At 73.6% G+C, this 24,789-nt stretch carries 26 protein-coding genes; 17 read left to right on the forward strand and 9 right to left on the reverse strand.

Annotated elements, in window-relative coordinates:
* Positions 1-140 precede the first annotated feature (140 nt).
* The 4 genes from D1825_RS12990 (at position 141) to D1825_RS13005 (ending at position 3,936) form a co-directional block, all read left to right on the forward strand.
* A complete protein-coding gene (locus D1825_RS12990; protein WP_118767831.1) occupies positions 141-893 on the forward strand; it encodes a class I SAM-dependent methyltransferase in 753 nt (250 codons plus the stop codon).
* A gap of 54 nt (positions 894-947) precedes the next feature.
* A complete protein-coding gene (locus tag D1825_RS12995; protein WP_118767853.1) occupies positions 948-1,265 on the forward strand; it encodes a hypothetical protein in 318 nt (105 codons plus the stop codon).
* 401 nt (positions 1,266-1,666) lie between these two features.
* A complete protein-coding gene (locus tag D1825_RS13000) occupies positions 1,667-2,959 on the forward strand; it encodes a cation:proton antiporter (protein ID WP_118767854.1) in 1,293 nt (430 codons plus the stop codon).
* A 221-nt stretch (positions 2,960-3,180) separates the two neighbouring features.
* Positions 3,181-3,936: a hypothetical protein gene (locus tag D1825_RS13005; RefSeq protein WP_118767832.1), complete on the forward strand. Its 756-nt coding sequence runs from the start codon at positions 3,181-3,183 to the stop codon at positions 3,934-3,936.
* Positions 3,937-3,995: 59 nt separating this feature from the next.
* Here D1825_RS13005 and D1825_RS13010 read toward each other — a convergent pair whose 3' ends face one another.
* Positions 3,996-4,820, reverse strand: coding sequence for a GNAT family N-acetyltransferase (locus D1825_RS13010; RefSeq protein ID WP_325051491.1), 825 nt, complete (start codon positions 4,818-4,820; stop codon positions 3,996-3,998).
* Between D1825_RS13010 and D1825_RS13015 the strand changes: the two genes are divergently transcribed.
* Positions 4,819-5,049 (forward strand): hypothetical protein, encoded by a 231-nt coding sequence (locus tag D1825_RS13015; RefSeq protein WP_118767834.1) that lies wholly within the window; start codon positions 4,819-4,821, stop codon positions 5,047-5,049. The two genes, D1825_RS13010 and D1825_RS13015, sit on opposite strands and share 2 nt — an antisense overlap.
* 5 nt (positions 5,050-5,054) lie before the next feature.
* Here the strand turns inward: D1825_RS13015 and D1825_RS13020 are convergent, their stop codons facing one another.
* A complete protein-coding gene (locus tag D1825_RS13020) occupies positions 5,055-5,939 on the reverse strand; it encodes a helix-turn-helix domain-containing protein (protein WP_118767855.1) in 885 nt (294 codons plus the stop codon).
* A gap of 140 nt (positions 5,940-6,079) precedes the next feature.
* Between D1825_RS13020 and D1825_RS13025 the strand changes: the two genes are divergently transcribed.
* The 8 genes from D1825_RS13025 (at position 6,080) to D1825_RS13060 (ending at position 16,711) form a co-directional block, all read left to right on the forward strand.
* Entirely contained in the window at positions 6,080-7,066 is a 987-nt protein-coding gene (locus D1825_RS13025; protein WP_118767835.1) for an aldo/keto reductase, read from the forward strand.
* A 105-nt stretch (positions 7,067-7,171) separates the two neighbouring features.
* Complete coding sequence (locus D1825_RS13030; protein ID WP_118767856.1) at positions 7,172-8,083, forward strand: ABC transporter ATP-binding protein; 912 nt, start codon at positions 7,172-7,174, stop codon at positions 8,081-8,083.
* Positions 8,080-8,781 carry an ABC transporter ATP-binding protein gene (locus D1825_RS13035; RefSeq protein ID WP_118767836.1) on the forward strand — a complete coding sequence of 234 codons (702 nt, stop codon included), beginning with the start codon at positions 8,080-8,082 and terminating at the stop codon, positions 8,779-8,781. Before D1825_RS13030 ends, D1825_RS13035 begins: the two co-directional genes overlap by 4 nt.
* A complete protein-coding gene (locus D1825_RS13040) occupies positions 8,774-11,944 on the forward strand; it encodes an FtsX-like permease family protein (protein WP_118767837.1) in 3,171 nt (1,056 codons plus the stop codon). The genes D1825_RS13035 and D1825_RS13040 overlap by 8 nt, the downstream gene beginning before the upstream one ends.
* Positions 11,941-14,679: an FtsX-like permease family protein gene (locus D1825_RS13045; RefSeq protein WP_118767838.1), complete on the forward strand. Its 2,739-nt coding sequence runs from the start codon at positions 11,941-11,943 to the stop codon at positions 14,677-14,679. Before D1825_RS13040 ends, D1825_RS13045 begins: the two co-directional genes overlap by 4 nt.
* Before the next feature lie 59 nt (positions 14,680-14,738).
* The gene (locus D1825_RS13050) at positions 14,739-15,602 is read left to right on the forward strand and encodes a CPBP family intramembrane glutamic endopeptidase (RefSeq protein ID WP_407643332.1); all 864 of its coding nucleotides are present in this window, start codon (positions 14,739-14,741) and stop codon (positions 15,600-15,602) included.
* Between the two features lie 51 nt (positions 15,603-15,653).
* A complete protein-coding gene (locus D1825_RS13055) occupies positions 15,654-16,157 on the forward strand; it encodes a GNAT family N-acetyltransferase (RefSeq protein WP_118767839.1) in 504 nt (167 codons plus the stop codon).
* A gap of 119 nt (positions 16,158-16,276) precedes the next feature.
* Positions 16,277-16,711, forward strand: a complete 435-nt coding sequence (locus D1825_RS13060) for a hypothetical protein (protein WP_118767840.1) — start codon at positions 16,277-16,279, stop codon at positions 16,709-16,711.
* A gap of 36 nt (positions 16,712-16,747) precedes the next feature.
* Here D1825_RS13060 and D1825_RS13065 read toward each other — a convergent pair whose 3' ends face one another.
* From D1825_RS13065 to D1825_RS13080, 4 genes are all read right to left on the reverse strand, one after another.
* Positions 16,748-17,788, reverse strand: coding sequence for a serine hydrolase domain-containing protein (locus D1825_RS13065; RefSeq protein WP_233549895.1), 1,041 nt, complete (start codon positions 17,786-17,788; stop codon positions 16,748-16,750).
* A 219-nt stretch (positions 17,789-18,007) separates the two neighbouring features.
* Positions 18,008-18,874, reverse strand: coding sequence for a GNAT family N-acetyltransferase (locus D1825_RS13070; protein ID WP_118767859.1), 867 nt, complete (start codon positions 18,872-18,874; stop codon positions 18,008-18,010).
* A gap of 52 nt (positions 18,875-18,926) precedes the next feature.
* Positions 18,927-19,631 (reverse strand): RraA family protein, encoded by a 705-nt coding sequence (locus D1825_RS13075; RefSeq protein WP_118767841.1) that lies wholly within the window; start codon positions 19,629-19,631, stop codon positions 18,927-18,929.
* Between the two features lie 5 nt (positions 19,632-19,636).
* A complete protein-coding gene (locus D1825_RS13080) occupies positions 19,637-20,074 on the reverse strand; it encodes a VOC family protein (RefSeq protein WP_118767842.1) in 438 nt (145 codons plus the stop codon).
* Between the two features lie 116 nt (positions 20,075-20,190).
* On the opposite strand from D1825_RS13080, the gene D1825_RS18460 reads away from it, so the two are divergent.
* Positions 20,191-20,814 carry a hypothetical protein gene (locus D1825_RS18460; RefSeq protein ID WP_199721591.1) on the forward strand — a complete coding sequence of 208 codons (624 nt, stop codon included), beginning with the start codon at positions 20,191-20,193 and terminating at the stop codon, positions 20,812-20,814.
* Between the two features lie 3 nt (positions 20,815-20,817).
* Here D1825_RS18460 and D1825_RS13090 read toward each other — a convergent pair whose 3' ends face one another.
* Genes D1825_RS13090 through D1825_RS13100 form a run of 3 tightly spaced genes read right to left on the reverse strand, consistent with a single transcriptional unit; the run spans position 20,818 to position 22,551 of the window.
* Positions 20,818-21,453 carry a class I SAM-dependent methyltransferase gene (locus D1825_RS13090; RefSeq protein ID WP_118767843.1) on the reverse strand — a complete coding sequence of 212 codons (636 nt, stop codon included), beginning with the start codon at positions 21,451-21,453 and terminating at the stop codon, positions 20,818-20,820.
* Positions 21,454-21,500: 47 nt separating this feature from the next.
* Positions 21,501-22,058 (reverse strand): 2'-5' RNA ligase family protein, encoded by a 558-nt coding sequence (locus tag D1825_RS13095; protein ID WP_118767844.1) that lies wholly within the window; start codon positions 22,056-22,058, stop codon positions 21,501-21,503.
* A gap of 22 nt (positions 22,059-22,080) precedes the next feature.
* Complete coding sequence (locus D1825_RS13100) at positions 22,081-22,551, reverse strand: ATP-binding protein (protein ID WP_199721592.1); 471 nt, start codon at positions 22,549-22,551, stop codon at positions 22,081-22,083.
* A 70-nt stretch (positions 22,552-22,621) separates the two neighbouring features.
* On the opposite strand from D1825_RS13100, the gene D1825_RS13105 reads away from it, so the two are divergent.
* Genes D1825_RS13105 through D1825_RS13115 form a run of 3 tightly spaced genes read left to right on the forward strand, consistent with a single transcriptional unit; the run spans position 22,622 to position 24,676 of the window.
* On the forward strand, positions 22,622-23,143 hold the full coding sequence (locus tag D1825_RS13105; protein ID WP_118767846.1) for an AAA family ATPase: 522 nt from the start codon (positions 22,622-22,624) through the stop codon (positions 23,141-23,143).
* Entirely contained in the window at positions 23,136-24,245 is a 1,110-nt protein-coding gene (locus D1825_RS13110) for a DNA glycosylase AlkZ-like family protein (protein ID WP_118767847.1), read from the forward strand. The genes D1825_RS13105 and D1825_RS13110 overlap by 8 nt, the downstream gene beginning before the upstream one ends.
* Before the next feature lie 26 nt (positions 24,246-24,271).
* Complete coding sequence (locus tag D1825_RS13115; protein WP_233549896.1) at positions 24,272-24,676, forward strand: GNAT family N-acetyltransferase; 405 nt, start codon at positions 24,272-24,274, stop codon at positions 24,674-24,676.
* The last annotated feature ends 113 nt before the right edge of the window (positions 24,677-24,789 follow it).

The following is a 24,789-nucleotide window of genomic DNA, read 5'->3' on the forward strand; positions in this document are numbered from 1 at the left end:
CCGCGGAACTTCCGCAGTTTGACCGGAGACCGCTCCGGACAACTCGATGGTCGAAGTGCGACGCCTGACGCCGGCCGATCTGTCCCGCATCTCGGCAACGGCTACCCGCCTGGTCGGTCAGTGGTAGGAGGATGCGCTGCATGCGCGAACGGTTCTACTCGGACGCACGGTTGTACGACCGGCTGTTCCCGGCGCGCGAGCCGGCGGTCGACTTCTACAGGGCTGAGGCCGACCGGCAAGGCGGGTCTGTCCTGGAGCTCGGGTGCGGCACCGGAAACAAGCTGATCCCGATCGCGTCCGACGGGCATCCGTGCGTGGGCCTGGAGCTCTCGCCGCCCATGCTTGCTGAGGCTCAGCGCAAGGCGGACGAGCGTGGCGTGGAGTTGGATTGGGTGCAGGGCGACATGCGCGAGTTCGACCTCGGCCGAACATTCGATCTCGTGATCATCGCTGCCAACGCGCTGCTCCACCTGCATGAGGCGTCGGACCTGGTCGACTGCTTCCGGTCGGTGCGCAGGCACCTGGCGCCAGGAGGGCGTCTCGTCTTCGACGTGTTCAACCCGAGCGTGCAGATGCTTGCCCATGCCGACGGCGTTCGACGGAGGCGCGAGGCCCTGTCGTTCGTGGACCCCGATCGTGGCGTCGTGCACGTCGACGTCGCGGAAACCTACGACGCGGCTGCGCAGGTGACTCGCGGGACGTGGTACTTCTCGACCGAGTCCGAGGCCGACGTCGTCGACGTGCCGCTGGAGATCAGGAGCATCTTCCCCCAGGAGCTGCCGCCCCTGCTCTCACTGGGCGGGCTTCGGCTCGTCGAGCGCTTCGGCGACTGGTCCCGTCGACCGTTCACCGGGGATGCCGCGGTCCAGCTCTGCGTCTGCGAGTCGGACTGACGGAATGAGGGGCCGCGACGCGAACCCCCTCGGCGGTTGTCGCACACTGTGCTGGTGCCGAAGGACGAAGCCGCCAATCCCGAGCTCACTCCCGACGGCCGGTATCTGGTCATCCGGGGCCGCCGCTGGCGCGCCACGGACCCGGCCCTCCCGCCCGACGTGTCCGAGCTGTTGCGCCGGGAGCTGATGGGAGCCCGCCGGGCGGTCGGCGCTGCGCTCCGGGCCAGCGACCCGGACGCTGAGCGCAAAGCTCGCGAGCGGGTCCAGCGCGCCAAGGTCGCCCTCGGAGAGCGTGGCACGCCCTGGTGGGAGCAGTCCGACGAAGAGCGCTGGGAACGGTGGGAGCAGGGCGTCCGATCTCTGACAACCTGAGCACCCTTCGCGGCTGAGGGCGGGCGCGACGTTCGTCTGACCTACCGTCGGGCCCGGAACGGGTGGCTGCTCCTGCCGACTCCCGCGTGCCGGACGCGGGAGTCGGCCCGCGCGAACACCGTGGACCCGCGGATGCCGAGCAGCTGTTCTCCGGCCCGCTCGCCGAGGTCGACGCTGCCCTTCGCCGTCGGATGGGCGCCCTCGGAGGCGACGTCGTGGAGAGACGCACCAGGACCCAGGCGAGCCACGGCGCCCTGCGGAAGATCGTCTGGCTCACCCCGTTGACCAAGGCGAAGGCGCTGCTGCTCGTGGACCCCTGGGAGGACCGCGAGGCCGGCACCCCGTCGCGCCCGATCTTCGCTCACCGGGCCGGTCCGGCTGCCCACCCGTACCGTGGCCGGGTGCTCCACGTCGACGGTCCCGCCACCATCTTCCTGGCCGTCGGCCTGGCCACCCTGGCTGCGGCCGTGCTGCCGCGCCTGCTGGTCCGGGCGCCGATCTCCATGCCGACCGTGTTCCTCGCGATGGGCGCGCTGATGTTCTGGCTGCTTCCCAGCCTGCCGGACCCCAGCCCGACCGAGCACCCCGACGTCGCGGTCCACCTGACCGAGATCTGCGTGATCGTCTCGCTGATGGGAGCGGGTCTCGCGATCAACCGCCCGTTCTCCTGGCGCTCGTGGGGCACCACGTGGCGACTGCTGGCGATCACGATGCCCTTGTCGATGCTCGTCGTGGGGCTGCTGGGCTGGGCCGCCCTCGGCCTCGGCGCCGCGAGCGCGATCCTGCTCGCAGCGGCACTCGCTCCGACCGACCCGGTGCTCGCCACCGAGGTCCAGGTGAGCGAGCCGGTCGACGAGTCCGGGACCCAGGACGACGAGGCGCGCTTCGCCCTGACCTCCGAGGCGGGCCTCAACGACGGTCTCGCCTTCCCGTTCACCTACGCGGCGATCGCCGTCAGCCTCTCGGGACTCGCCCCGGGAGGATGGCTGGGCCGCTGGCTGCTGCTCGACGTGGTGTGGCGGCTGAGCGTCGCGGTCGCGATCGGCTTCCTCGTGGGCTGGCTGCTCGGCCGGCTGTTCTTCTCCTCCTTCGCCGAGCGGCTGCGGATCACCGAGCACACCCAGGGCTTCGTCGCGCTCGCGGCCACATTCCTCGCCTACGGGCTGACCGAGGTGGCCGAGGGATACGGGTTCGTCGCCGTGTTCGTGAGCGCGGTCGCCCTGCGCGGCACCGAGCGCGAGCACGAGTACCACAAGGTGCTGCACGCCTTCGTCGAGCAGATCGAGCGGCTGCTCACCGTGGCCGTCATCGTGCTGGTCGGCGGCGCGGTCGTGCGGGGTGCCTTCTCGGGGATCGGATGGGCCGAGGTCGGTGTGGCTCTGGCCTTCCTGCTGGTGGTGCGACCGCTGGCCGGGTGGCTGGCGTTGAGTGGCGGACGGACCGGGCCGGTCGAACGTGCCGTGGTGGCCTTCTTCGGCGTGCGAGGCGTCGGGTCACTGTTCTACATCGCCTATGCGGTCCAGGAGGGCGAGTTCCCCGCCGTCGACCGGCTCTGGGGCATCGTGCTCCTCGTCGTGGTCGGATCGGTGCTCATCCACGGGGCGGCCGCGACCCCGGCGATGCGCGCGCTCGACCGGCGGCGCGATCGTCATGCCGAGGCCGCCGGGAGCAGTCCCGCCGAGACGCCCGCCTGAGGGTTCTCGGGCGGGGCGGCGCACTGCGGCCCACAGACCTCGGGGGTTACGGTGGAGGAACCGGACGGCGTTCGACGACGTGCGGTACAACATCAAGGCCACGTGGGCGACGAAGCAGACGGTGACGGTGCTCGAGGGGCAGGTGAGCGGATGCGCGCCAGGCTGAAGTCGGAGCGGATCCGATCCTCGAGCGCCGCCACGGAGCTCGAAAGGAGCCACCCGTGTCGCGGCTGACGCTCGGGAACGTCGTCAAGGTGACGGCCGTCGTCGTCTTCCTGCCCCTGCTCGCCTATCTGGTGCTTGTCATCGGCGCGGTGCGGAAGGACCTCAGGACAGCGCTCGAGGGACTGCTCTACGCCGGGGCCTTCTCCATCGCGGTGTTCGTCCTCGACTTCTGGGGGCCGCCCGCCCTGCTCGCGCTGACGGCCATGGGTGCCTCGGGCGTCCGCTCCTGGCACCTGCGGGACCTGTGGCTACCGGCGCGTCGCCGGTGGTGGAAGCGCGAGCCCGCCCAGACGTCCACCGTCGTCGATCCGGCCCGCGCCCAGCGCACCATCGCGGCCGAGGGGTCGGAGCACCTGCCCTCGGCGGTCGCATGGGTCCGCAGGCACGCGGACGTGAACAGGCGCCGCCTGCCGGGGGACACGCACCGGACCGTCGTGCAGACCTGCCAGGTGCTGGACGCCGTGATCGCGGCCGAGGAACGCGAGCCCACGGGAGACCCGCGGTTCGAGTACGAGCTGGACGCCATGGCCCGGCAGTACCTGCCTGCCGTCCTGAGGAAGTACCTGGCGATCGCGCCGAGCAGGGTCCACGAACGCCAGCCCAACGGGCGCACCCCCGACCAGGAGCTGATGGAGCAGCTGCGGATCCTCGCAGGCCAGAGCGACGCTCTCTACGCAAGTCATCACCGTCGAGTGGCGGCGGAACTCAGCACCAGTGGCAACTTCTTCCGGGAGAAGTACGGGCACCTGTAGGCGGACGTTCCCGACTCGGTGCGGACGGGCGCTGCGACGTGACCAGCTGGCCGCAGAGCTCAGCTCGTGGTTGCCGCTGGGGTCCACGTTCCGAACCACTGCTCGGCGCCGTATGCCTCGAACCGCTCGACCTCGACGAACCCCAGCCTCGCCGCCAGGCGCATCGAGGGCACGTTCGCGGCCTGAGTGGTGAGCACGACGGCTTCGCCCGGCAGCGCGCCGGCGAACCAGTTGAGCACCGCCCCGCACGCCTCGGTCGCGTATCCCCGTCGCCATGCCTGGGGGAGAAGGAGGTAGCCAAGATCCACCCGGCCGGCCGCCTGGGAGACCTCGTAGTCGACGTCCCGGCGTTCGAGCTGGACGATCCCGACCATGGCGCCGTCGAGGTCGATCACGAAATGACCGGGACGCCCCCGTGGGGCGTCGGGCAGCGCGCGTTCGACCGCCTCGCGCGGTCGCGCTCCGCCCGTGTAGGTCCCGACGTCGGGCGATGTGTAGAGCTCGACGAATGCTGCGCGATCGCGGGCCTCCGGCAGACGGAGCAGAAGTCGATCGGTAGCGATCGGTCCGGGTGGCCACGTGACGCGGCCAAGCTCTGCCATGCACCGACAGTACGGACTCGTCCCGACGGTGCCCCCGCTGCCGCGCGCGGTGCCGACAGTCCTTCTCACAGGCGGGGAGCGAGTCGGACCCCTGGTCGCCGACGCGAGCCGTCGCGGCCCTCGGCTGGTTCGACGAAGCGATCTCATGGGGCCGAAAGCAGCGGTGATCCACGCCCGCTGTCCAGCATTCCGACACCCCTCCCGATGGCGCAGCACAGCGCGCGCGCCGACGATGGAACCGACCTGGTCAGACGGCTCAGGCACGGCAGGAAGGACGACCATGAGCGACTCACCGCAGGTGCCGGACGCCGAGGCGCAGGAGGGCGGCTACGGCTACCCGACCCTCGAGCAGGAGGTCACCCCCGAGGTGCTGGAGGCTGGTGCGGAGTCTGACGGCCCACGTGAGCCCTCGCCCATCGCCACCGACGGCGCGGAGGAGAGCGATGGCGGCGACCGGCCGGCGCCCGGCGAGCACGACGAGGATCCCCCGGCGGTCGAGCCGCCCGATTGACCGGGCTACGGGCGGCCTGCCGCCGGTGTGCTCTCCCTGGTCGCCCCCCAGCTGGCGAGCATGCGGACGGCGTCCTCGTCGGGCGAGCCGGCCGGGCTCGTGAAGGTGATCAGGGTCAGTCCAGGATCGGCGGGCAGGTCGAGGACCTCGAAGTCGAGGTGGAGCTCGCCGACGACGGGGTGGCGGACGTGCTTGCGGCCGGTGCGGTGCAGCCGGACGTCGTGAGCGGCCCACCGGGTGCGGAACGGCGGGCTCTGGGTGCTGAGCGCGCCGACGAGGTCGGTCAGCGCGCGGTCGTACGGGTCGCGGCCGGCTTCGGTGCGCAGCTGGGAGACGGCGTCGTCGGCGGCGCGATCCCAGTCGACCCAGAAGTCGCGAGCCCGATCGTCGAGGAACGTGAACCGAGCGTGGTTGGCGGGCCCTCCGGCGGGGACGGGCGTGGCGTAGACCGGTGAGAACAGGGCGCGGCCGAGTGCGTTGGCCGCGACGAGGTCGAGGCGGCCGTTGTTGACGATGACCGGCACGACGTCGCCGACGAGGTCGAGCAGGCGCTGCACTCCGGGCCGTACCTGTCCGGCCGTCGGCGTGCGACGTCGGCGGGTCGCCGGGCCGGCAGCGCGGGCGAGGTCGGCGAGGTGGGTGCGTTCGGCCTCGTCGAGCTGCAGGGCGCGCGCCAGGGCGTCCAGGACGCTGTCGGAGACGCCGGCCAGGTTGCCGCGTTCGAGCTGGGCGTAGTACTCGACGCTCACGCCGGCCAGGTCGGCGACCTCGCCACGCTTGAGACCAGGAACTCGCCGGTTGCTCGCGAACGCGGTCAGCCCGGCATCAGCGGGGGTGAGCCGAGCTCGCCGCGTGCGCAGGAAGTCCTTGACCTCGTCCCGGTTGTCCACGTCGTCCACGGTAGATCGATGCCGGCGGCCCTGGGGTGGGCTGCCGGTACGCCTTCCAGCAGTGACTTCTTCGCCTCTCCCGTGGCGGGTTGCATGACGGGTGCCGCGGCTCGCGGCCGGAGCGACAGGGAGACATCACCATGCAGACGGCACATCTCGGAGATCTCGAGGTCTCGCGCATCGGCCTGGGCGCCATGACGATGGCCGGCACGTACACCAGCGAGGGCGAACTGGATGACACGGAGTCGATCCGCACGATCCACCGCGCGCTCGACCTGGGCGTGACCCACATCGACACCGCAGAGATCTACGGGCCGTTCCACAGCGAGGAGATCGTCGGACGGGCCGTCAGGGACCTCCGCGACCAGGTCGTCATCGCCACCAAGTTCGGCCTCGTCCGACACGGCGCCGGTGGACCCCGGCCGGGGGTGACCGACAGCAGCCCTGCCAACGTTCGCGCCGCCCTCGACGGTTCCCTGCGCCGGCTCGGCACCGACCACGTCGACCTGTACTACCAGCACCGTGTCGACCCCGGAGTGCCCATCGAGGACACCGTCGGGGCGCTCGCCGAGCTCGTCGCCGAAGGCAAGGTCCTGCACGTCGGTCTGTCAGAGGCGAGCGCGGACACGATCCGTCGCGCGCACGCCGTGCACCCGATCACTGCTCTGCAGACCGAGTACTCGCTGTGGACGAGGGACGTCGAGGCCGAGCTCCTCCCGTTGCTGCGGGAGCTCGGCATCGGGTTCGTGCCCTACTCCCCGCTCGGCCACGGCCTGCTCACCGGGCAGATCCGGACAGTGGCCGACTTCGCCGACGACGACTGGCGCAAGACCAACCCGCGCTTCACCGGCGAGAACTTCCGACGCAACCTCGCGATCGTCGACGAGGTCCGGGCGATCGGCGCGGAGAACGGCGCCACACCCGCGCAGACCGCCCTGGCCTGGCTGCTGAGCCGCGGCGAGGACGTCGCCCCGATCCCCGGCACGCGCCGTGTGTCCCGCGTGGAGGAGAACACCGCCGCCGACGGCATCGAGCTGACCCCGGCACAGCTGCAACGCCTCGACGACCTCGAGCCCGCCGCCGGTGCGCGGCACGACGAAGCGAACATGGCCTCGATCGACCGTTGACCCGGAACGCAGGCGGCGCGCGCCCGTCGCTGGGCTGCCAACGCCTGGACGGCCGCGCCGGGGCCTACTCTGCCTCTGCAGATCCGTCCGACGAGGGAGCCGGTGGTGTCCGACAGCACGCTCGAGGCGCTGGGCGGCCGTTCCGCACCCCCGGCGCAGTTCGGTGGAGACGCACTCGTGGTGTGCGACAACCTCGTGCGGATCTACCAGACCGGAAGCGTCGAGGTGCAAGCGCTGCAGGGGCTCGACCTGCTCGTCGACCAGGGCGAGATGATCGCGCTCGTCGGCGCCAGCGGATCCGGCAAGTCGACGCTGCTCGCGCTGCTCTCGGGCATGGATGCTCCGACGGCGGGGCGGGCGCGCGTCGGGCGCTGGGACCTCATGGCGATGCACGCGCGCGAGCGCGTGGCCTACCGCCAGCAGATGGTCGGCTTCGTCTGGCAGCAGACGTCGCGCAACCTACTTCCGTACCTGACCGCGCGCCAGAACGTCACGACCCCCATGACCTTCACGCACCGGCGGCGCCGGGCCGCGCGCGCGAACGAGCTGCTCGACCTCCTCGGCGTCGGGCACGTGGCCGACCGACGCCCGCTGGAGATGTCGGGCGGGGAGCAGCAACGGGTGGCGATCGCCACGGCGCTCGCCAACGAGCCGCAGCTGCTGCTGGCCGACGAGCCGACGGGCGAGCTCGACACCACGACCTCGCAGGAGGTGTTCGACGCGCTGCGCACCGCGAACCGGGAGGCGGGCACGACCGTCATCGTCGTCACGCACGACCCCTCGGTCAGCACCCAGGTGGAGCGCACGGTCGCGATCCGCGACGGCCGCACCAGCAGCGAGGTCCTCCGCCGGGACGACGACGGCGACGTCACGCACGAGGAGTACGCCGTGATGGACCGGGCCGGGCGCGTCCAGGTGCCACGCGAGTACCGCGACGCACTCGAGCTGACCCGCCGCGTGCGGCTCGCCCTCGAGGGCGACCACGTGAGCGTCCGGCCCGACGGGCGGCCCCGGTGACCGGGCATCTCGGCGCGGCCGTCCGCGTCCGGGGAGTGCACCGGACGTTCGGCCAGGGCAGGTCGGCCGTGCATGCCCTGCGCGGCGTCGACCTCGACGTGTCGCCCGGCGAGCTCGTCGCGCTCGTCGGCCGTTCCGGCTCGGGCAAGACCACGCTGCTCAACCTCGTCGGCGGTCTGGACCGGCCCGACGAGGGCAGCGTGCTGGTCGACGACGTCGAGGTGGCCACGCTCACCGAGGACGGGCAGGACGAGCTGCGGCGCGACCGGGTCGCGTTCGTGTTCCAGACGTTCGGCCTGATCCCCGTCCTGACGGCGGCCGAGAACGTCGGCCTGCCGCTGCGCCTGCACGAGGCCCCGTCCCCCCAGCGCGAGCGTCGCGTCGAGCTGCTCCTCGAGCTCGTCGGGCTCTCGGACCACGCGCTGCAGCGGCCCGACGAGCTGTCGGGCGGGCAGCAGCAGCGGGTCGCGATCGCGCGGGCGCTGGCCGCGTCGCCGCGGTTGCTGGTGGCCGACGAGCCGACGGGGCAGCTCGACAGCGAGACCGGGCTCTCGGTGATGGCCCTCATCCGCGGCGTCGTCGAGGCGGAGGGCATGACGGCCCTGGTCGCGACGCACGACCCGGTGATGATCGCGCTCGCGGACCGCGCGGTGCACCTGGTGGACGGCCGGCTCGTGGAGGACGTCGGGCATGGGTGAGCTCGTCCGGCGGCGCGGACGGGCACAGCTGGGCGTGCTCGCGGCGGTGCTCGCGGTCATGGTCGCGGGCTCGGCCCTCGTCGGGGTGTGCGTGCTGCTCACCACGGCCTCACCGCAGCGCGCGCTGCAGCTCGCGATCGTCCACTCGCCCGACGCGGACGTGCAGGTCGGCGTGGCGATCGGCTTCCCGGACGGCACGGACGACACCGACGTCGACGCGCGGGTCACGGCGACCGCGGCGGACCCCAGCGCCGTCGTCGCGCAGGCGTCGTCGCTGCTCACGGGCACGTTCGGAGACCTGCCGACGACGCTGACCACGTGGTCGTCGACGATCATGCAGTACCTGCCGTCCGGCGGGGGCTCCCTGCGTCTGGCGTACCTCGCCGACCTCGGCGTGCCGGACGAGCGAGGAAACCTCGTCGACGGACGGTGGCCCACCGCCCGGGGCGAGGTGGCCGTCCCCGAGTCGGCGGCGAAAGCCCTCGGGCTGGACGTCGGCAGCTCGACCACGCTCGCGGCGGAGCCGGGCGACCGGGGCACGGGGCTCGCGGTGGTGGGGACGTTCGTGCCCCGCCCCGGCGCCGGGTGGGACGAGGACCCGCTGACGGGTGCGGGCACGAGCCAGAACTACCGCGGCTTCATCCCGGCGTACGGACCGTTCGTCGTCGCGCCGGGCGGCCTCGCCACCAGCGGCGTCCCGTTCCGTCGGGTCTCGCTGCAGGTGCAGCCCGATCTCGCGGGTGCGAGCGCGGCCGAGGTCGCGCGCGCAGGGGTGGCAGCGGACGCGCTGGAGGGCGCGCTGACCAGCGCGCTCGGCGACCGCGCGCAGAACGTCGTCGTCGACCTGCCGTTCGCCCGCACGCTCGACGGCGCGCGCGAGCAGCGCGGGGTGACGAGCTCCGGCGTGCTCGCGGTGGCCCTGCTCGGCGCTGCGCTCGCGGCGACGGCGGTGCTGCTGGCCGCCCGGATGATCGCGGCCCGACGAGCGCCGGAGGCGGCCCTGCTCGTCGCTCGTGGCGCCAGCCGTGGGCGGCTCGTCGCGCAGGCCTCGGCGGAGGCCGCCGTCCTCGTCATGCTCTGCCTCGTTCCCGCGACCGTGCTCGCGCTGGGACTGTTCGGGCTCCTGAGCGGCGCGGTCGGCCTCGGCCCGGTCGGCATCCCCGAGGGCGGTCTCGCGCCGCTCGTCCTGGTCGTCACGGCTGTCGCGCTCACGCTCGGCGCCCTGCTCGTCGTGCCGTGGCTGCGCTCGGGGCCGTCGCGCGCCGGCCGCGAGGACCGGGTCGGCGTGGTGGCGCGGTCCGGCGCCGATCTGCTGCTGCTCGGGTTCGCCGTGCTCGCCTACCTGCAGCTGCGCGACCACGGCGTCGCGACCGGCTCGCGAGCCGACCCGGCGCTCGTCGTCGGCCCGGTGCTGTGCCTGCTCGCGGGCGCGGCCCTCGCGCTCCGACCGCTCCCGCTCCTCGCGCGGCGGGCCGATGCGCGCGCCGCCGCGGCCCGTTCGCTGGCTCTCCCGCTGGCCGCCTGGGGAGTGGCGCGCCGCCCGCAGGGCACGGCGGCGGCGTTCCTGGTGGTGCTCGCCACGGCGTGCGCGACGTTCGGGGTGGGCTTCGCCGCGACCTGGGCGCAGTCCGCGCGCGAGCAGGCGGCGGCCACGGTCGGCACCGACCTGGCGGTGCCGGCGCACGTCGACCCCCTGGGGGGCGGCGCAGCCCTGCACGCGGCGACCGGCGGGCGTGTCAGCGCGGTCACCAGCCGTGCCGTGGCGCTCGGCTCGCGCGCGCAGCAGGGTGACCAGGCCGTGCGGCTCGTCGCGGTCGACACGCGCGACGCGGACGGGCTGCTGCGCGGCCGGCTGCCGAGCGGCGGCTGGACGGCCGCCACCGCCGGCCTCGCGTCGGCGGACCCGGTCGGCGGCGTGCAGCTGACCGGCCACAGCGCCGAGCTGGTCGTCTCCGGCCACGTCGGCGAGGACGTCCCGATGAACGTGTCCGTGACCGTGGTGCTGCAGGACCCCGACGGGGCACGCGCCGCGGTCGCCGCCGGCACCGTGACGCTCGACGACGCTCCCCACCCTCTCGCGCTGGCCGTGCCCTCGGGCGCGCGCGTCGTCGCGATCGACGCGCAGCTCACCGCGGCGGGCGGGGAGCAGGACCTGGACCACGACGTCCAAGCCCCGTACGTCGTCGACGTGACGATGCGCGACGCGACGCTCGCGCCCGGGACCTGGTCCGCCGCCCTCCCGGCGACCACCGACTACGTGGCCGCCTCCATGGAGAGCGTCACGGCCGCGGAGGTGGCCAGCGGCGTGCGCGTGAGGCTGGAGGGCTCGGCCTCCCTGCCCGGCCTGTTCTGGAGCGACGGTGTGCTGACCGCGCTCGCGTTCCGCCCGGTCGACGACGTTCCCGTCGTCGTGTCGGCGCGCCTGGCCGACGAGCTCGGGCTCGCGGTGGGCGACGGCGTGCAGCTCTCGCTCGGGGTGACTCCGGTGCAGGCGAAGGTCCGGGGCGTCGTCGCGTACGTGCCGTCGCAACCCCGCGCGGCGGCGCTGCTCGCCGACGAGGACACCTTGTCCCGCGCCGCGGTCAGCCACGGCAGCCTCGACTCGCTGACCGACGCCTGGTGGGTCGGCGGTGCGATCCCCACGACCGCAGCCGCGGCGCTCGAGGCCCAGGGCATCGGGCCCGTGACCGAGCGCGCGGCCGTGGCGCACGCGAGCGTCGACGGCCCGCTTCGCGCAGCCCAGCGCGCGGCGATCGCGCTGCTGGTGATCGCCGCGCTCGCGCTCGCGATCGCCGGCGTCGTCCTGCACTCGACGACCGCGCTCGACGCGCGCGAGGTCGACGTGGCCCGGCTGCGCGGGCTGGGTGCCTCGCGCCGCACGGTCCGCACCTCGGTGCTCGCCGAGCAGGCCGTCCTCACCGGGCTGCCGATCCTCGCGGGTGCGCTCCTGGGCGCCCTGGCGTGCTGGGCGGTCGGACCTCTGCTGGCGATCTCGGCCGAGGGGCTCCCGCCCGTGCCGTCCGCCGCCGTCGTCTGGCCGTGGCAGGCCCAGGGCGCGACGATCCTCGCGCTCGTGCTCGGCTGCGCCGTGGTCATCGTGCCGCTGGCTGCCCGTGCCGTGCGGCGCGCGACGATCGGGCGCCTACGGATGGACGCGGCATGAGGACCGCGTGGCGCGTGGCACGCGCCGACCTCTGGCCGCTGCTCGTCACGATGCTCGTCGTCGCCCTCACCGTGGGGATCACCGTCGCCGTGCCGACGCAGCTCTCCGCACGGGCGGACAGCGCCGTCCGGTCCGCTGTGGCGCAGGCGGACCCGCCCGCCGACCTCGTCGTCACGTCCACGTACGGGCCGGGGAACTCCGACGCGAGCGCCGACGCCTCGGACACCACGGCGAGCGTGGATGACGCCGCGCGCGCGATGGTCACCGCGATGCCCGCATCGCTGCGGCCGGTGCTCGGGCCGCCGACCGCCGCAGCCAGCAGTACCGAGCTCGGCGTCAGCACCGCCCGGCTGCCCGCCGGCGGCGTGCTGTGGATGACGTACCTGTGGGCGGGCCGGGAGCCCGCGGTCCGCTGGGTGTCGGGGGTCGCCCCGGGCCGTCCCGGCACCGACGGCGCGGTCCAGCTCGCGCTGTCCGAGGCGGTCGCGCGGTCCCTGGGCGTGAGCGCGGGCGACACGTTCGAGGCCATCAAGCCCGACCGCTCGGCCGTGCCCGTGCTGATCAGCGGCGTCTTCGACGCGGTGGACCCGGACGATCCGGTGTGGGTGGCGCGACCCGAGGTGCTCGAGCCCACGGTGGGCGGCCCGCGTGCCGCGCCGACGACCCTCGTCGCCGGGCTGCTGTCCGCGGCCTCGTTGCCCGCGGCGCGGGCCGCGCTCGAGGCGGACGGTGTGACCCGCACGTTCCGGTTCCCGGTCGATCCACGGGCCCTGGACTACGGGCACTCCGAGGCGCTCGTCCGGCAGCTGGCGGCGATCGAGGCCTCACCCGAGGTACTACGTGCCCCGGCACCTGCGCCCCGGGTCACGACACAGCTCGACGCCCTGCTCCTGCAAGCCCGTGCGCGCGTGGCGGCGACGTGGTCGCAGGCCACGGTGCTGCTCACCGGGTTGGCGAGCGGAGCCCTCCTGGTGCTCCTGGTCGCGGCGGACCTCCTGGCCCGACGACGGTCGGAGGCGCTCCGGACGGTCCGTGCCCGAGGGGCCACGCTCCTCGGCATCGCCGGGCGCGCCGGTGCCGAGGCGGCCGTCGTCGTCGGTCTGGGTGCTGCGGCCGGGGTGCTGCTCGGCCTTGCCGTGGCACCCGGCCCGGTGAGCTGGCTCCCCGTCGTCGTCCTGGTGGTCGTGGGTGTCCTCGCGCCGCCGGCCTTCGCGGCGGCGACTGCCGCACGAGCCGAGGCCCGACGGGTCTCGACGGATCGGCACCAGCGCCGCCTCGCGCGGCGCGTCCGCACGGTGCGACGCGTGGCGTTCGAGGTCGCGCTGGTCGTGCTCGCGGTCGTGGCTCTGGCCGCGCTCCGGCGTCGCGGCGTCGTCTCGACGTCCGGCGCGGACCTCGTGCTCGCCGCCGCACCGGTGCTGGTCGCGGCGGCGGGTGCGCTGCTGCTCTGGCGCGCGGTCCCGCCGCTGCTCGGCGTCGCGCAGCGAGCCGCGCGCCGATCACGGCGAGCCGGCCCACTGCTGGCCGTGGCACGTGCACGGGCGACGAGCGCCGCACCGCCGTTCGTCGCGCTCGTCGTGGTCGTCACTCTTGCCGCGCTCTGCGGCACGTTCGCGGGAACGGCACGGGCCGGCCAGTCCGCGGGCTCCTGGGACGCCGTGGGGGCGGACGCCCTGGTCAGGACGGCGTCGCCCGACGCGGCCCTGGCGGGCGCGGCACACTCGCTGGCGGCGGCCGACGACGTCGAGGCGGCGGCCGTGGGCCGGGTCCAACCCAGAGCCCAGCTCTTCGGGGTGCCGGGCACCGACGAGGTGCGCGTGCTCGCCGTCGACCCCGTGACCTACGGACGGCTGCTGGCCGCGACGCCGTTCGGCACCGCCCCCGAGCTCGTCGAGCTGGCGGACGCGTCCCGGCAGGCGACCACCCGCGCGACCCCCGGGCCGCTGCCCGCGCTCGTCGCCAGGGCGCTGCTCGGCACGAAGCCGTCGCTGCGGTGGGGGGACGCGACGATCGACCTCGCACCCGTGGGCCGCGTGCCCGACCTCCCCGCGGCGCAGCCCGACGGGGCCCCCGCGGCCGCGACCGTCGTCGTGGACCGCGCTGCCCTCACGGCGGTGGTCACCGCGGTCGCCGCTGCGCGGGCGGTCCGGACGGGCACCACGGCCGTCCGCCCGGACCAGGCGGTGGCCGACCCGGACACCGTGTGGCTTGTCGGCGCCGGTGCCACGGCTGCCGCGCGCGCGGCAGCCGCAGGGACGGGGTGGGACGTGCTTCCCCGCGCGCAGTGGCTCGCCGACCATCGGTCGGACCCGCTGGTCGACGGGCTGCTGCGGCTCGTCGGGCTGGTCGCGGCCGCGTGCGCCGGGCTCGCGGTGGTCGTCGTGGTCCTGGATGCAGCGGCGTCGGCGCCCGGACGCGGACGAGCGCTCTCGACGGCGCGGGTACTGGGGCTGCGCCGCCGGGGAGCGGCACGGATCGCCGCCGGCGAGCAGCTTCCACCGACGCTGCTCGCCGCGCTGGGTGGCACGCTCCTCGGCGTCCTGCTCGCCGGCGCGATCGTGGCTCCGCTGGCGCTGCGGCTGGTCACCGGGCAGTCGGGCGACCCCCGGCTGGTGCTGCCTTGGTGGGCGGCGATCCCGATCGTGCTGCTCGCGGTGACCGTGCTCGTGGTTGTCGCGGCCGAGTCGGCCGCCCGCCGCCGCGAGTCGCTGGGGCAGGTGCTCCGCACGCGATGACGCCGGTCACCGGCGCCCAGCACTCGCGCTCCGATCCACCCGTCCGCAGACTGCATCCCGTGGACACTCTCCCGGCCGACGGGCACACCCGAGGGGCGGCGCCCACCCTCGCCGCGACGCCCCGCGAGGCTGCGCGGGTGCTGGCCGCCGCGCTGGTCTGCGGGTCGGCGGTCCTGCTCTTCGCGGTGCACGTGCGCCCGATGGGCTACCTGCCCCTCGTCGTCGGCGTGGCTCTGGGGTTCGCGGTGGACCGCGCGCTGGGGCGGGACCTCGCCCTCGTCGGCCTCGGCATGACCGTCATCACGACGATCTCCCTCAAGGCGGATCTCTCAGATGCGGGGATGGCCCGTTTCACCGTCGCGCTGGCGGGTGCGGTGCTCGTCCCGTACGTGCTGTCGCGCTTCGTGCTGCGGCAGGACGTCATCCGGTTCCCGCTGCGGACCGGGCGACGGTGGAGCCGCACCCAGGTGGTCTACCTGATGGTGGTCGTCGTCCTGGCCTACCTGCTCCTGCCCTGGTACTTCCTCGGGTCGGGCGCGTACGAGAACTGGCCGACGGTGGACACGTCGCAGGACGTGGCGCGGCTGTTCGTCGGGGTCAACGCGGTCGGGATCTGGGACGAGCTGTTCTTCGTGTGCACCGTGCTCGCACTGCTGCGCGTGCACTTCCCGTTCGCCTTGGCGAACGTGCTCCAGGCTGTCGTCTTCGTCTCGTTCCTGTGGGAGCTCGGGTACCGCGAGTGGGGTCCGCTCCTGACGATCCCGTTCGCGCTGGTGCAGGGGTGGATCTTCCGCAAGACCGCGTCCCTGACGTACGTCGTGACGGTGCACCTGCTGTTCGACCTGGTGGTGTTCATGGTGCTGGTCCATGCGCACAACCCGGGCACGTTCGACGTGTTCGTCACGGCCCCGGCCGCCTGGTAGCCGAGCGATATCTGCTTCGGCCTCGCGCCGCACGCCCCTACGCTGATACCGGTGCTGATCCGACCTGAACGCCCCGACGACGTCGACGCCATCGATCGCCTGACCATCGCGGCCTTCGAGCCGCAGTGGTTCAGCGACGGTTCCGAGGCGCCGATCCTCCGTGCGCTGCGCGCGTCAGGCGAGCTGACGATCTCGCTCGTGGCGGAGGACGACGGCGACGTCATCGGGCACGTCGCGTTCTCGCCCGTGACGATCGACGGGTCGCACGACGGCTGGTTCGGGCTCGGTCCGATCTCCGTCCGGCTCGACCGGCAACGCCAGGGTGTGGGGCGGGCGCTCGTGGCCGAGGGTCTGCGCCGGCTGCGGGACCGCGGCGCGCGCGGCTGCGCGCTGATCGGCGACCCGGACATCTACGGCCGGATGGGCTTCACGGGCGACGGCTCGCTGACGCACGGAGAGCTGGACCCGAGCGCCGTCCAGCACGTCGCGTTCTCGGGCCCCTCCCCGCGCGGCGAGGTGCACTTCGCGCCGGCGTTCGACGATGCGGGTCATTGAGCGCGGAGCTACTCGACGCGCACTTGAACGTGTTCAAAGCCAGGGGCTAGCCTGGTCGTGTTGAACATGTTCAACCAGCCGCTGGTCTTGTGGCTGACATCCCGCCCAGGAGCGATCCGATGAGTCCCACCGTCATCACGTACCTCGTCTACATCGCGCTCAGCGTCGCGTTGACGATCTGGGTCGCCAGGACCCTGAAGCGCAACGGGGCGATCTTCCTCGTCGACGCCTTCCACGGCGAGGAGAAGGTCGCCGCTGCGACCAACCAGCTCCTGGTCGTCGGGTTCTACCTGATCAACCTCGGGTTCGTCTCGCTCATGCTCCGCGTGGGCGAGCCCGTCACGACGGCCCAGCAGGGGATCGAGGCGCTGGCCTCCAAGCTCGGTGCGGTGGCACTCCTGCTCGGCGCGTTCCACCTCGCCAACGTCCTCGTCCTGAGCCGGGTGCGCCGGCACCGCACCGTCCCGGCCCTGCCGCAGGCCGCCGCGGATCCGTCCGAGCACGAGCGGCCGTCAGGGATCCCCGTCTACGGAAACCCGTACGCTCGCCCCTGACGTCGCCCTTCGGCCAGCAGGGACCCGGGCCGACAGTCAGCTCTCGTCCGGGAACTTCCCTCGCACGGTCCCGTCCATCGCGTCAGCGAGGGCGTAGATCACCGGCCAGGCGCCCTCGGAGCTGTTGCCGAGCACGGTCACCGTGGTGCGCGTCTCCGGCACGTGGGTGGACCGGAACGACGCACCCGCGTCGTAGCCCTCGAGGATCAGCGACGAGCTGCGCCGGCCGAGCCAGAAGCCCATCCCGTACCGCTTGTGCTCGGACGGCACGTCGACGCGGGGCCGGATCATCTCGGCGAGCGTGCCGGGGGACACGATCCGGCCGTCCAGCAGGGCGTTCCAGAACCGGTGCAGGTCGTCGGCGGTGAAGTACATCCCGCCGTCGCCGTTGCCCCGGACGGGCAGGTGCAGCACGTTGGTGCGATTGCCCCCCTCGTCCAGGTACCCGAGCGCTGCATCCGCGGGGAGGTCGTCGGAGCGGAGGAACGCCGAGCCGGTGAGTCCCGCCCGGTCGCAGACCTCGGTCTGGACGAGCTCGTGGAACGTGCGCCCGCTGACGCGCTCCGCGACGAGCGCAAGCACCACGTACCCGCCGTTGCAGTAGGAGAACCGCTCGCCGGGCGGGAACTTCTGCGGGAAGCCGTCGAGGGCGGGCACGAACGCCTCGGTCTCGGCCAGCGCGTGCAGCGGCAGGGAGAAGATGTAGTCGTCGATCTCCCCGTCGCCCTCCTCGTCGAGGTAGTCGCCGATCCCGGACGTGTGGGTGAGCAGGTGCTCGATCGTGACCGCATCGTCGACGAGGGGCAGGTCGGTGCCGAGGATCGGTCGCACGAGGTCCCCGAGGCCCAACGTGCCGGCCTCGACGAGCCGCATGATCGCGAGCGCGGTGAAGCCCTTGTTGCCGCTCGCGGCCGAGATGCGGGTGCTCGGCATGAGCGGGATGCCGAGGGCGCGGTTCGCGAACCCCTCGCACCGCTCGAGAGTGCGGGTGCCGCCGACGTCGATGGTGAGCACACCGGTGAACGACTCCGCCTCGATGGCGGCATCGAGCGCCTCGGGGCTGATCGGCATGGTCATGGTCGACTCCCTCGTCGTCAGGGACCCACTCTCCCAGCCGCGCCCGCGGGGCAGCAGCCTGATTTTGGCTGCAAGACCCTGCAAGACTGCGCGTGCTGAGGCCGGCACCTACTCCGGCTCGGGCGGGTGTAACCGGGGGTGCCGACGATTGGGCGTTCGTCGAGAGCGGGTGGTTCCTGCCGCCGAGCTCGGGCGCCTCACGCGCGCCTGACCTGCTGCTCAGGCGTCCCGGACCCGATCCAGACGCTCGGGGAGCGGCTCGAATCCCGCGGACCGGTAGGTGGCGACCGCGCTGGTCAGGGAGCTCGTGGTGCAGACCAGGGCGCTCGACGAGCCCAGCGCTTGCAGCTCGGCGGCAGCGGCGAGGCAGATGCCCCGACCGTGCCCCCGCCCGCGATGGTCGGCATGAACGCCCATCGGCTCCAGCAGGCCCGGCTTGCCCGGTCCGGCCGACCAGACGGTGACGCCCGCGACGGCCGTGCCGAGGTCGGCGTACCCGAGCAGGCAGCGCGCGTCGACGAAGGCCGGCCCTGCCGCCATCGCCCGCCACAGCTCGTCGGTGAACGTCGGGCTCCCCCACGCCGAGCGGTGGACGGCCGTGAACTCAGGCTCCCGCCCGGCCCCGACGACCTCGATCCGCAGGCCGGGAGCCTCCACCGGCGCGTCGAGGTCGCGGCGCAACGGCGCCCACGCCTCGCCAGCCCGCCAGCCGATCTCGTCCAGAAGCCCCTGGATCCGCGTGCCGTCGGGGGCCTCGATCGCCACCTCGCCGGCGGGCAGGACGCCGCGTTCCGGGGCGGACAGGTCCGCGACCACCCGCCGAGCCACGTCCTCGTCGTGCCACGCGTCGGGCGCGACGGTCATGCGCAGCACGCTGGGGCCGTCCAGGAACCCGATCGCGACGAGCTCATCGCCGCGGCTCCAGGTCCGGAGCGCCCCGGCGAGCCGCGCTGCGCCGAACCGCTGGTACCAGCCGAGGTCGCCCGGGTGCAGCTGGATGGGCGCGGAGTCGCGCTGCCAGTCGCGCAGGGCGGTGACGACGTGGCCGAGCTGATCGATGCCTGGCGTTGCGAGCGAGAGTGCCACGGCAGCGATCACACACCGCCGGACCGGCGTCCGCACGTCTATTGACGCGCGCTCACTCCTCGATCGCGGCGTCCAGAGCGCGCAGGTGCTGGCGGAACGTGAGCCCGTCGCGATCCCGCGCGGCGAGGTAGTCGCCGAAGGCGGTCTGCTCGCGCAGGCTCGTGCCGAGCTGCATGCGGGCGGCCTGTCGCCGCTCTGTGTCGCGGATGCGCGCGGCGACCTCGGCGATCTCCGCAGCGCGGTCGGCCGGCAGGAGTATCACGCCGTCGTCGTCGGCGAGCACCACGTCGTCGACCGTGACCGTGTGCGCGCCGCACGATGCGCGCGTGAGCGCGTCGGCGGGCTGGGCGTCGAGCCGCTCGGGTCCGTTCGGGAAGGCGCCGAGGCTGAAGACCGGCACGGCGATGCTGCGCAGCTGAGGGGTGTCGCGGTGCTGGCCCCAGATGACGATCCCCGCGAGGCCCGACTTCGCCACCTCGAGCGCGACGAGGTCGCCCACGCAGGCCTCGTCGGTGCGGCCGTCGTTGTCGACGACGAGGACGTCGCCGGGCGACGCGTGCTCGAGTGCCTCGAGGAACACGTCGACGCTGCCGACGTGGCGTGCCGGTCGGGCGCGCCCGACGACGTGGATGCCGGCCCACAACGGACGAACACCCGCCGGAGCGCACCGGACCGGGACGGCGAGGCGCAGGCAGGCATCGGCGACGTGCGGCGTCGTCAGGTCCGAGAAGGTCGTGTGCAGGGTCCGCGCGTCCATGTCGGTCAGGCCTTCGTGAGCGCCTGGGCGAGCATGACGAGGATGCCGCTCGGCCCCCGGACGTAGGTGAGCTTGTAGATGTCCTCGTAGGTCGCCACCCCGCGGAGCGGGTGGCAGCCGTGCTTCGCGGCGATCGCGAGAGCGTCGTCGATGTCGTCGACCGAGAACGCGACACGGTGCATGCCGATCTCGTTCGGCAGGGTGGGCTCGGTCTCGAGCGCGTCCGGGTGCAGGTACTCGAAGAGCTCGAGGACGCCGTGCCCGTCGGGCGTCCGAAGCATCGCGATCTTGGCGTGGTTGCCGTCGAGGCCGACGGCGGTGTCGGTCCACTCCCCGCTGACGGTGTCCCGGCCGACGACCTCAAGGCCGAGGTCGGTGAAGAAGGCGATCGTCGCCTCGAGATCGCGAACCGCGATGCCGACGTTCTCGAGCTTGATGGGCATGCGCCCGATGCTAGCGAGCCGCGCGTGCCCAGGAATCTCGCCCGGCAGGCGGCTCAGGTTGGGGGCCTCGGGCGTCGATGTAGTGCCAGGACCGCGAGCGACCAAAGAAGGTGGCCATGGCACACGCACTCGACAGCACGTCCCCGCAGCCGGCGGTCGACACCTCCAAGCTGCGCGACGAGATCTACCGGCTCTCGCAGCGACTCGTCCGCGCCCGGGAGTCCTACGACCAGGACCTGTTCGGCGGCGACGCCGAGGTCCCCCTCGACGTGCAGCTCTCCGTGATCGAGTCCTACGTGCTCAGGCTCGAGAGCCTGAACGAGCAGGTCCGCCAGCAGGAGACGGGCGCCCAGGTGCCGTCGCAGCCCTCGCGAGCGGCCGCACCCCAGCCTGCGCCCGTCGTCCAGCAGGTTCCCGCGCCCCGCGCCGCGGAGCCGGCCCCCGCGCCCGTTCGTCGGCCCGCGATCCCCGGCCCCGGCATCACGAACCCGGACGGCACGCCGCTCGTCAGCGACGGCAGCCTCATCCGGACCGAGGAGGGCGCGATCGGCGAGTACCTGCGGTACGCGGCCGAGCAGCGCTGGGTCGCGGCGACCCGGCAGTCGAACGCCGCCGGGTACAGCGCCGTCTGCGAGCTCCTGCTGGCGGCACTCGCCCACAAGCACGGGGTCGACGTCGAGGAGGAGCGGCAGTCGCTGGTCCGGCACGTCGACGCCCGCTACCGCCGCGACTACGGCTGAGTCCTACCCTCGGCGGAACTCGGCGCGCCACAGCCGTGGGGCGCCGAGCTCCTCGACGCTCACCGCACTGAGTCCGTCGCGGCCGAACGCCTCGATCTCGGACCGGGTCAGCGGCCACGGCGGTCCGTCGTCGTCGACCTCGTCGGCGACCGCCTGGATCGCGAGCAGGGTCCCGCCGGGTGCGACGAGCGAACGGACGCCCGCGGTGAGCCCGTCGCGCACGCTGCGGTTCACCGCTTGGACCGTGTAGATCTCGACGACGAGGTCGAACGCGCCGACCCAGGCCCGCGGCAGGTCGAGGAGGTCGCCGACGGCGTAGGCGACCGGCGAGCCGGCATGGCGCGCGCGGGCGGCGGCGACCGCGGTAGGGGAGATGTCGAACGCCGTCGTCGCGTAGCCCAGGCGCGCAAGGTGCTCGGCGTCGGCACCCAAGCCGCATCCGACCACGACCGCGCTGCCCGTGCCGGGCGCACAGGTCCACGACGCCAGCGCAGGATGCGGGTCGTCGTGCTCCCACGGCATCGTCACGTCCCCGCCGGAGGCCGACGCCCACAGCGGCTCGAACCAGCCGGTCGGGTCGGACGGGTCGGCGTTGCCGAGCCGTGCGGTCTCGGACCGCCACGAGCGGGGATCGGCCATGGCGTCGGACCCTAGCGACGGGTGGCGGAGGTCGCGATCTGAAGGGCTCAGCCGAGCGGGAGCCGCTTCACGGTGCGCCACGACCGCGGCGCGGATGTCCCCGCGACGAGGAGCGCGTGGTCGACCCGTTGGTGGATGGGCAGCCCGGAGCGGACGGCGGCTTCCGCGGCCGCCATCTGGCCGCCCGTTGCGAGTGCGCGATCCGCGACCGTCAGGTGCGGCACGACGTCGTCGTGCACACCGCCGTAGGGCGGGCACTGCGGGAACGCGCGCCAGACCGCGTCGACCAGGTGCCGGAAGGGCTCGTCGGGCTCGGGTGCCAGCCAGAGGATGTCGGACCCGAACCAGGCCGTCGCCGCGAACGTCGCGTCGAACGCCGGCACGGACCCGATCGCCGCCGCGAGGGTCGCCACCGCCTCGGTAGTCAGGGCGTCGGGCGCGAGGAACGGGTACAGGACGGTCACGTGCGCCGGGATGCCCCAGCCCGCGGAACGGTCCAGCTCCTCGCGGTGCCTGCCGACGACGGCCTCGGCCGCCGCGACCGCGACGATCACGGCGGTGTGTGTCGCGGGGACCTGCGGGAGGACCTCGTCGAGGCTGTGCACCGCTCGACCGTAGCCCCGAGGGCTACGCCCCGATCTCGGCCCAGATGACCTTGACCGCGTCGGTGCGGTACCAGCCCACCTCGCGCGAGAGGCGCCGGGCGATCTGCAGCCCGAAACCGCCCTCACCGGGAGGGCGGTCGCCAGCGATGCGGGGTTCGCTGCCCAAGTCCCGGTCGGCCACCGTGAGCAGGAAGCGTGGGCCGTCCTGGAGCAGCTGGACGATCGTCGGTGGTCGGCCGTGCCGGATCGCGTTCGTCGCGAGCTCGGAGGCGACGAGCACGAGGTCCTGGGCCACCTGGCCGAGGTCGCGGTCGGTCGCGGCGTGGTCGCGCGTGTTGATCTGGTCCTGGAGCGCGTGGCGAAGCGCCGAGAGCTCGCCGAGCGAGTCGATCACCCAGCGGTGCACCGGCACGAAGCTGGCCGGTGGGCGCGAGGTGCGCAGGCCGCCGTCGAGGCTTGCGCCGTCGTCGGGCGGGGTGGTCTGCGAGTTCACGTGCCCGACGGTAGGCGAGCGACGCGAACTCTGCCCGGCGAGGCCGCGCGCACGACTAGCCTCGGCTCCCATGATCGTCTGGCTCAACGGCACGCACGGCGCAGGCAAGACGACGGTGAGTGCGCTGCTGCAGCCGCTGATCCCCGACTCGCGCGTGCTCGACGCGGAGAAGGTCGGGGAGACGCTCATGGACGTGCGGCCCGGGTTGCCGGCGACCGACAACTTCCAGCACTGGGCACCCTGGCGGCCGTTGGTCGTCGAGACCGCCCGGCGCATCCTGGACTACACCGGGGGCACCCTGGTGATGCCGATGACCGTGCTGGTCGAGCCGTACTGGCGCGAGATCAGTGCCGGCCTCGCCGACCACGGCATCCCGGTGCGGCACTTCGTCATCCATGCGGACCAGGACACCCTGCGCCGGCGGATCGACGGGGCCCATCCCGGGCCCTCCCCGTTCCGGCTGCAGTACCTCGAGCCCTACGCGGAGGCCGCCCGCACGTGGCTGCACGCCGAGGCCGAGGTCGTCGACACCACGCACCTCACCCCGGACCAGGCCGCGCGGCAGATCGCGGACGCGGTGGCGCATGGCTGACACGCCGCGCGTGACCCGCGCCCAGGCCCTGGCGTGGCGGATGCGTCGCCAGCTGCTCGATCCCGTCGGGGCGGCGTCGGCCGAGGAGGTCGTGCGGCGGCTGACGGCCGTTCCCGCCCAGTCCGACGTCGACCTCGCGCTGCGGACGAGGCAGCAGGCGTCCCGGCCCGACGAGGTGAACGAGGCGCTTGCCGACGGCCGGCTCCTGCGCACCTTCGCGTTCCGCGGTGCGGTGCACCTCATGACCCCGGACATCGCGGGCGCCTACCTCGCGCTCCGGGCGGTCGGGCGGCAGTGGGAGCTGCCGAGCTGGCAGAAGCACTACGGCCTTGCGCCCGACGACTGGCCCGACTTCCGCAGCGCCGTTCGCGAGGCCCTCGCCGACCAGCCGCTGACCTCCGAGGAGCTGGGGGCGGCGCTCGTCGCCCGACCTCGCTACGCCCACCTGGCGCCCATCTTCGCGACCGACCCGTGGACGCTGCTCAAGGCGCTCGCGTGGCAGGGCGACCTGACCCTCGGACCCACGCGGGACGGGAAGGCCACGTTCCAGCTGCTGTCCCACAACCCGCGCTGGGCCGGCCCCCCGGATCTCGCGAGCGCCGGTCGGCAGGCGATCGAGGCGTACGTCGGCGCCTACGGCCCGACGACGCCCGACCACCTGCAGTACTGGTTGGGCGCGGGCCTCAGTGCCGGGCGTCGGCGGATCCAGGGCTGGCTCGACGACCTGGGCGATCGCCTCGTGCCCGTGACGGTCGACGAGGAACCCGCACTCGTGCTCGCCGAGCACGCCGCGGAGCTGCTCGGGACGGCGCCGACGAGTGCGGTGCGCCTGCTGCCCGGGTACGACCAGTGGATGCTCGGCCCGGGGACGGCGGACCCGGGCGTCGTGCCGGCCGCGCACCGGGCACTGGTGAGCCGCGGCGCGAACGTCGTCCTCGCCGGTGGTGACCTGGTCGGGACGTGGGTCGTGCGCGGGGACGACCTCACGCTCACGCTGTTCCCGGAGGTCGCACAGCCTGCACCGGACGCGCTCGACGAGGGCATCGCCCGGCTCGCGGCGATCCTGGACCGATCACTGCGGACCACGGTGGCGGCCCGGTAGACCTCGCGGTCCGCCAGGATGGGCCGGTGGACATCGACGCCGAGCTCCAGGTCCGGGGTGAGCTCACCGACGCCGAGCTCGACGCCCTGCACGCCGAGGCGTTCGGCCATCCGCCCGAGCCGACGCCGTGGCGGCAGCGCCTGGCCGACCACAGCCTCACGTGGATCACGGCCCGGCTCGACGGCCGGCTCGTGGGCTTCGTCAACGTCATCGGCGACGGCGGGGCGCACGCGATCCTGCTGGACACGTGCGTGGCCCCCGACCTGCACGGCCACGGGCTCGGTCGCGCACTCGTGCAGGGAGCGGCCGACGAGGCTCGTCGGGCGGGCTGCGAGTGGCTGCACGCCGACTACGAACCCGGTCTGGTCGACTTCTACGAGCGCGGTTGCGGCCTGCGGCACAGCGAGGCGGGCCTGGTGCGGCTCAGGTGAGCGGCCGCCACTCGGTGCGCAGCAGCTCGAACTGGAGGTAGCGCGACGGCGCCCCGAGGAACTCCTCGGCGGCCCCGAAGCCCGTCTCGCGCATGCCGATGCGCCGCAGGACG

Source organism: Cellulomonas rhizosphaerae, from assembly GCF_003470205.1.
In the GTDB taxonomy this organism is placed as follows: Bacteria; Actinomycetota; Actinomycetes; order Actinomycetales; family Cellulomonadaceae; genus Cellulomonas; species Cellulomonas rhizosphaerae.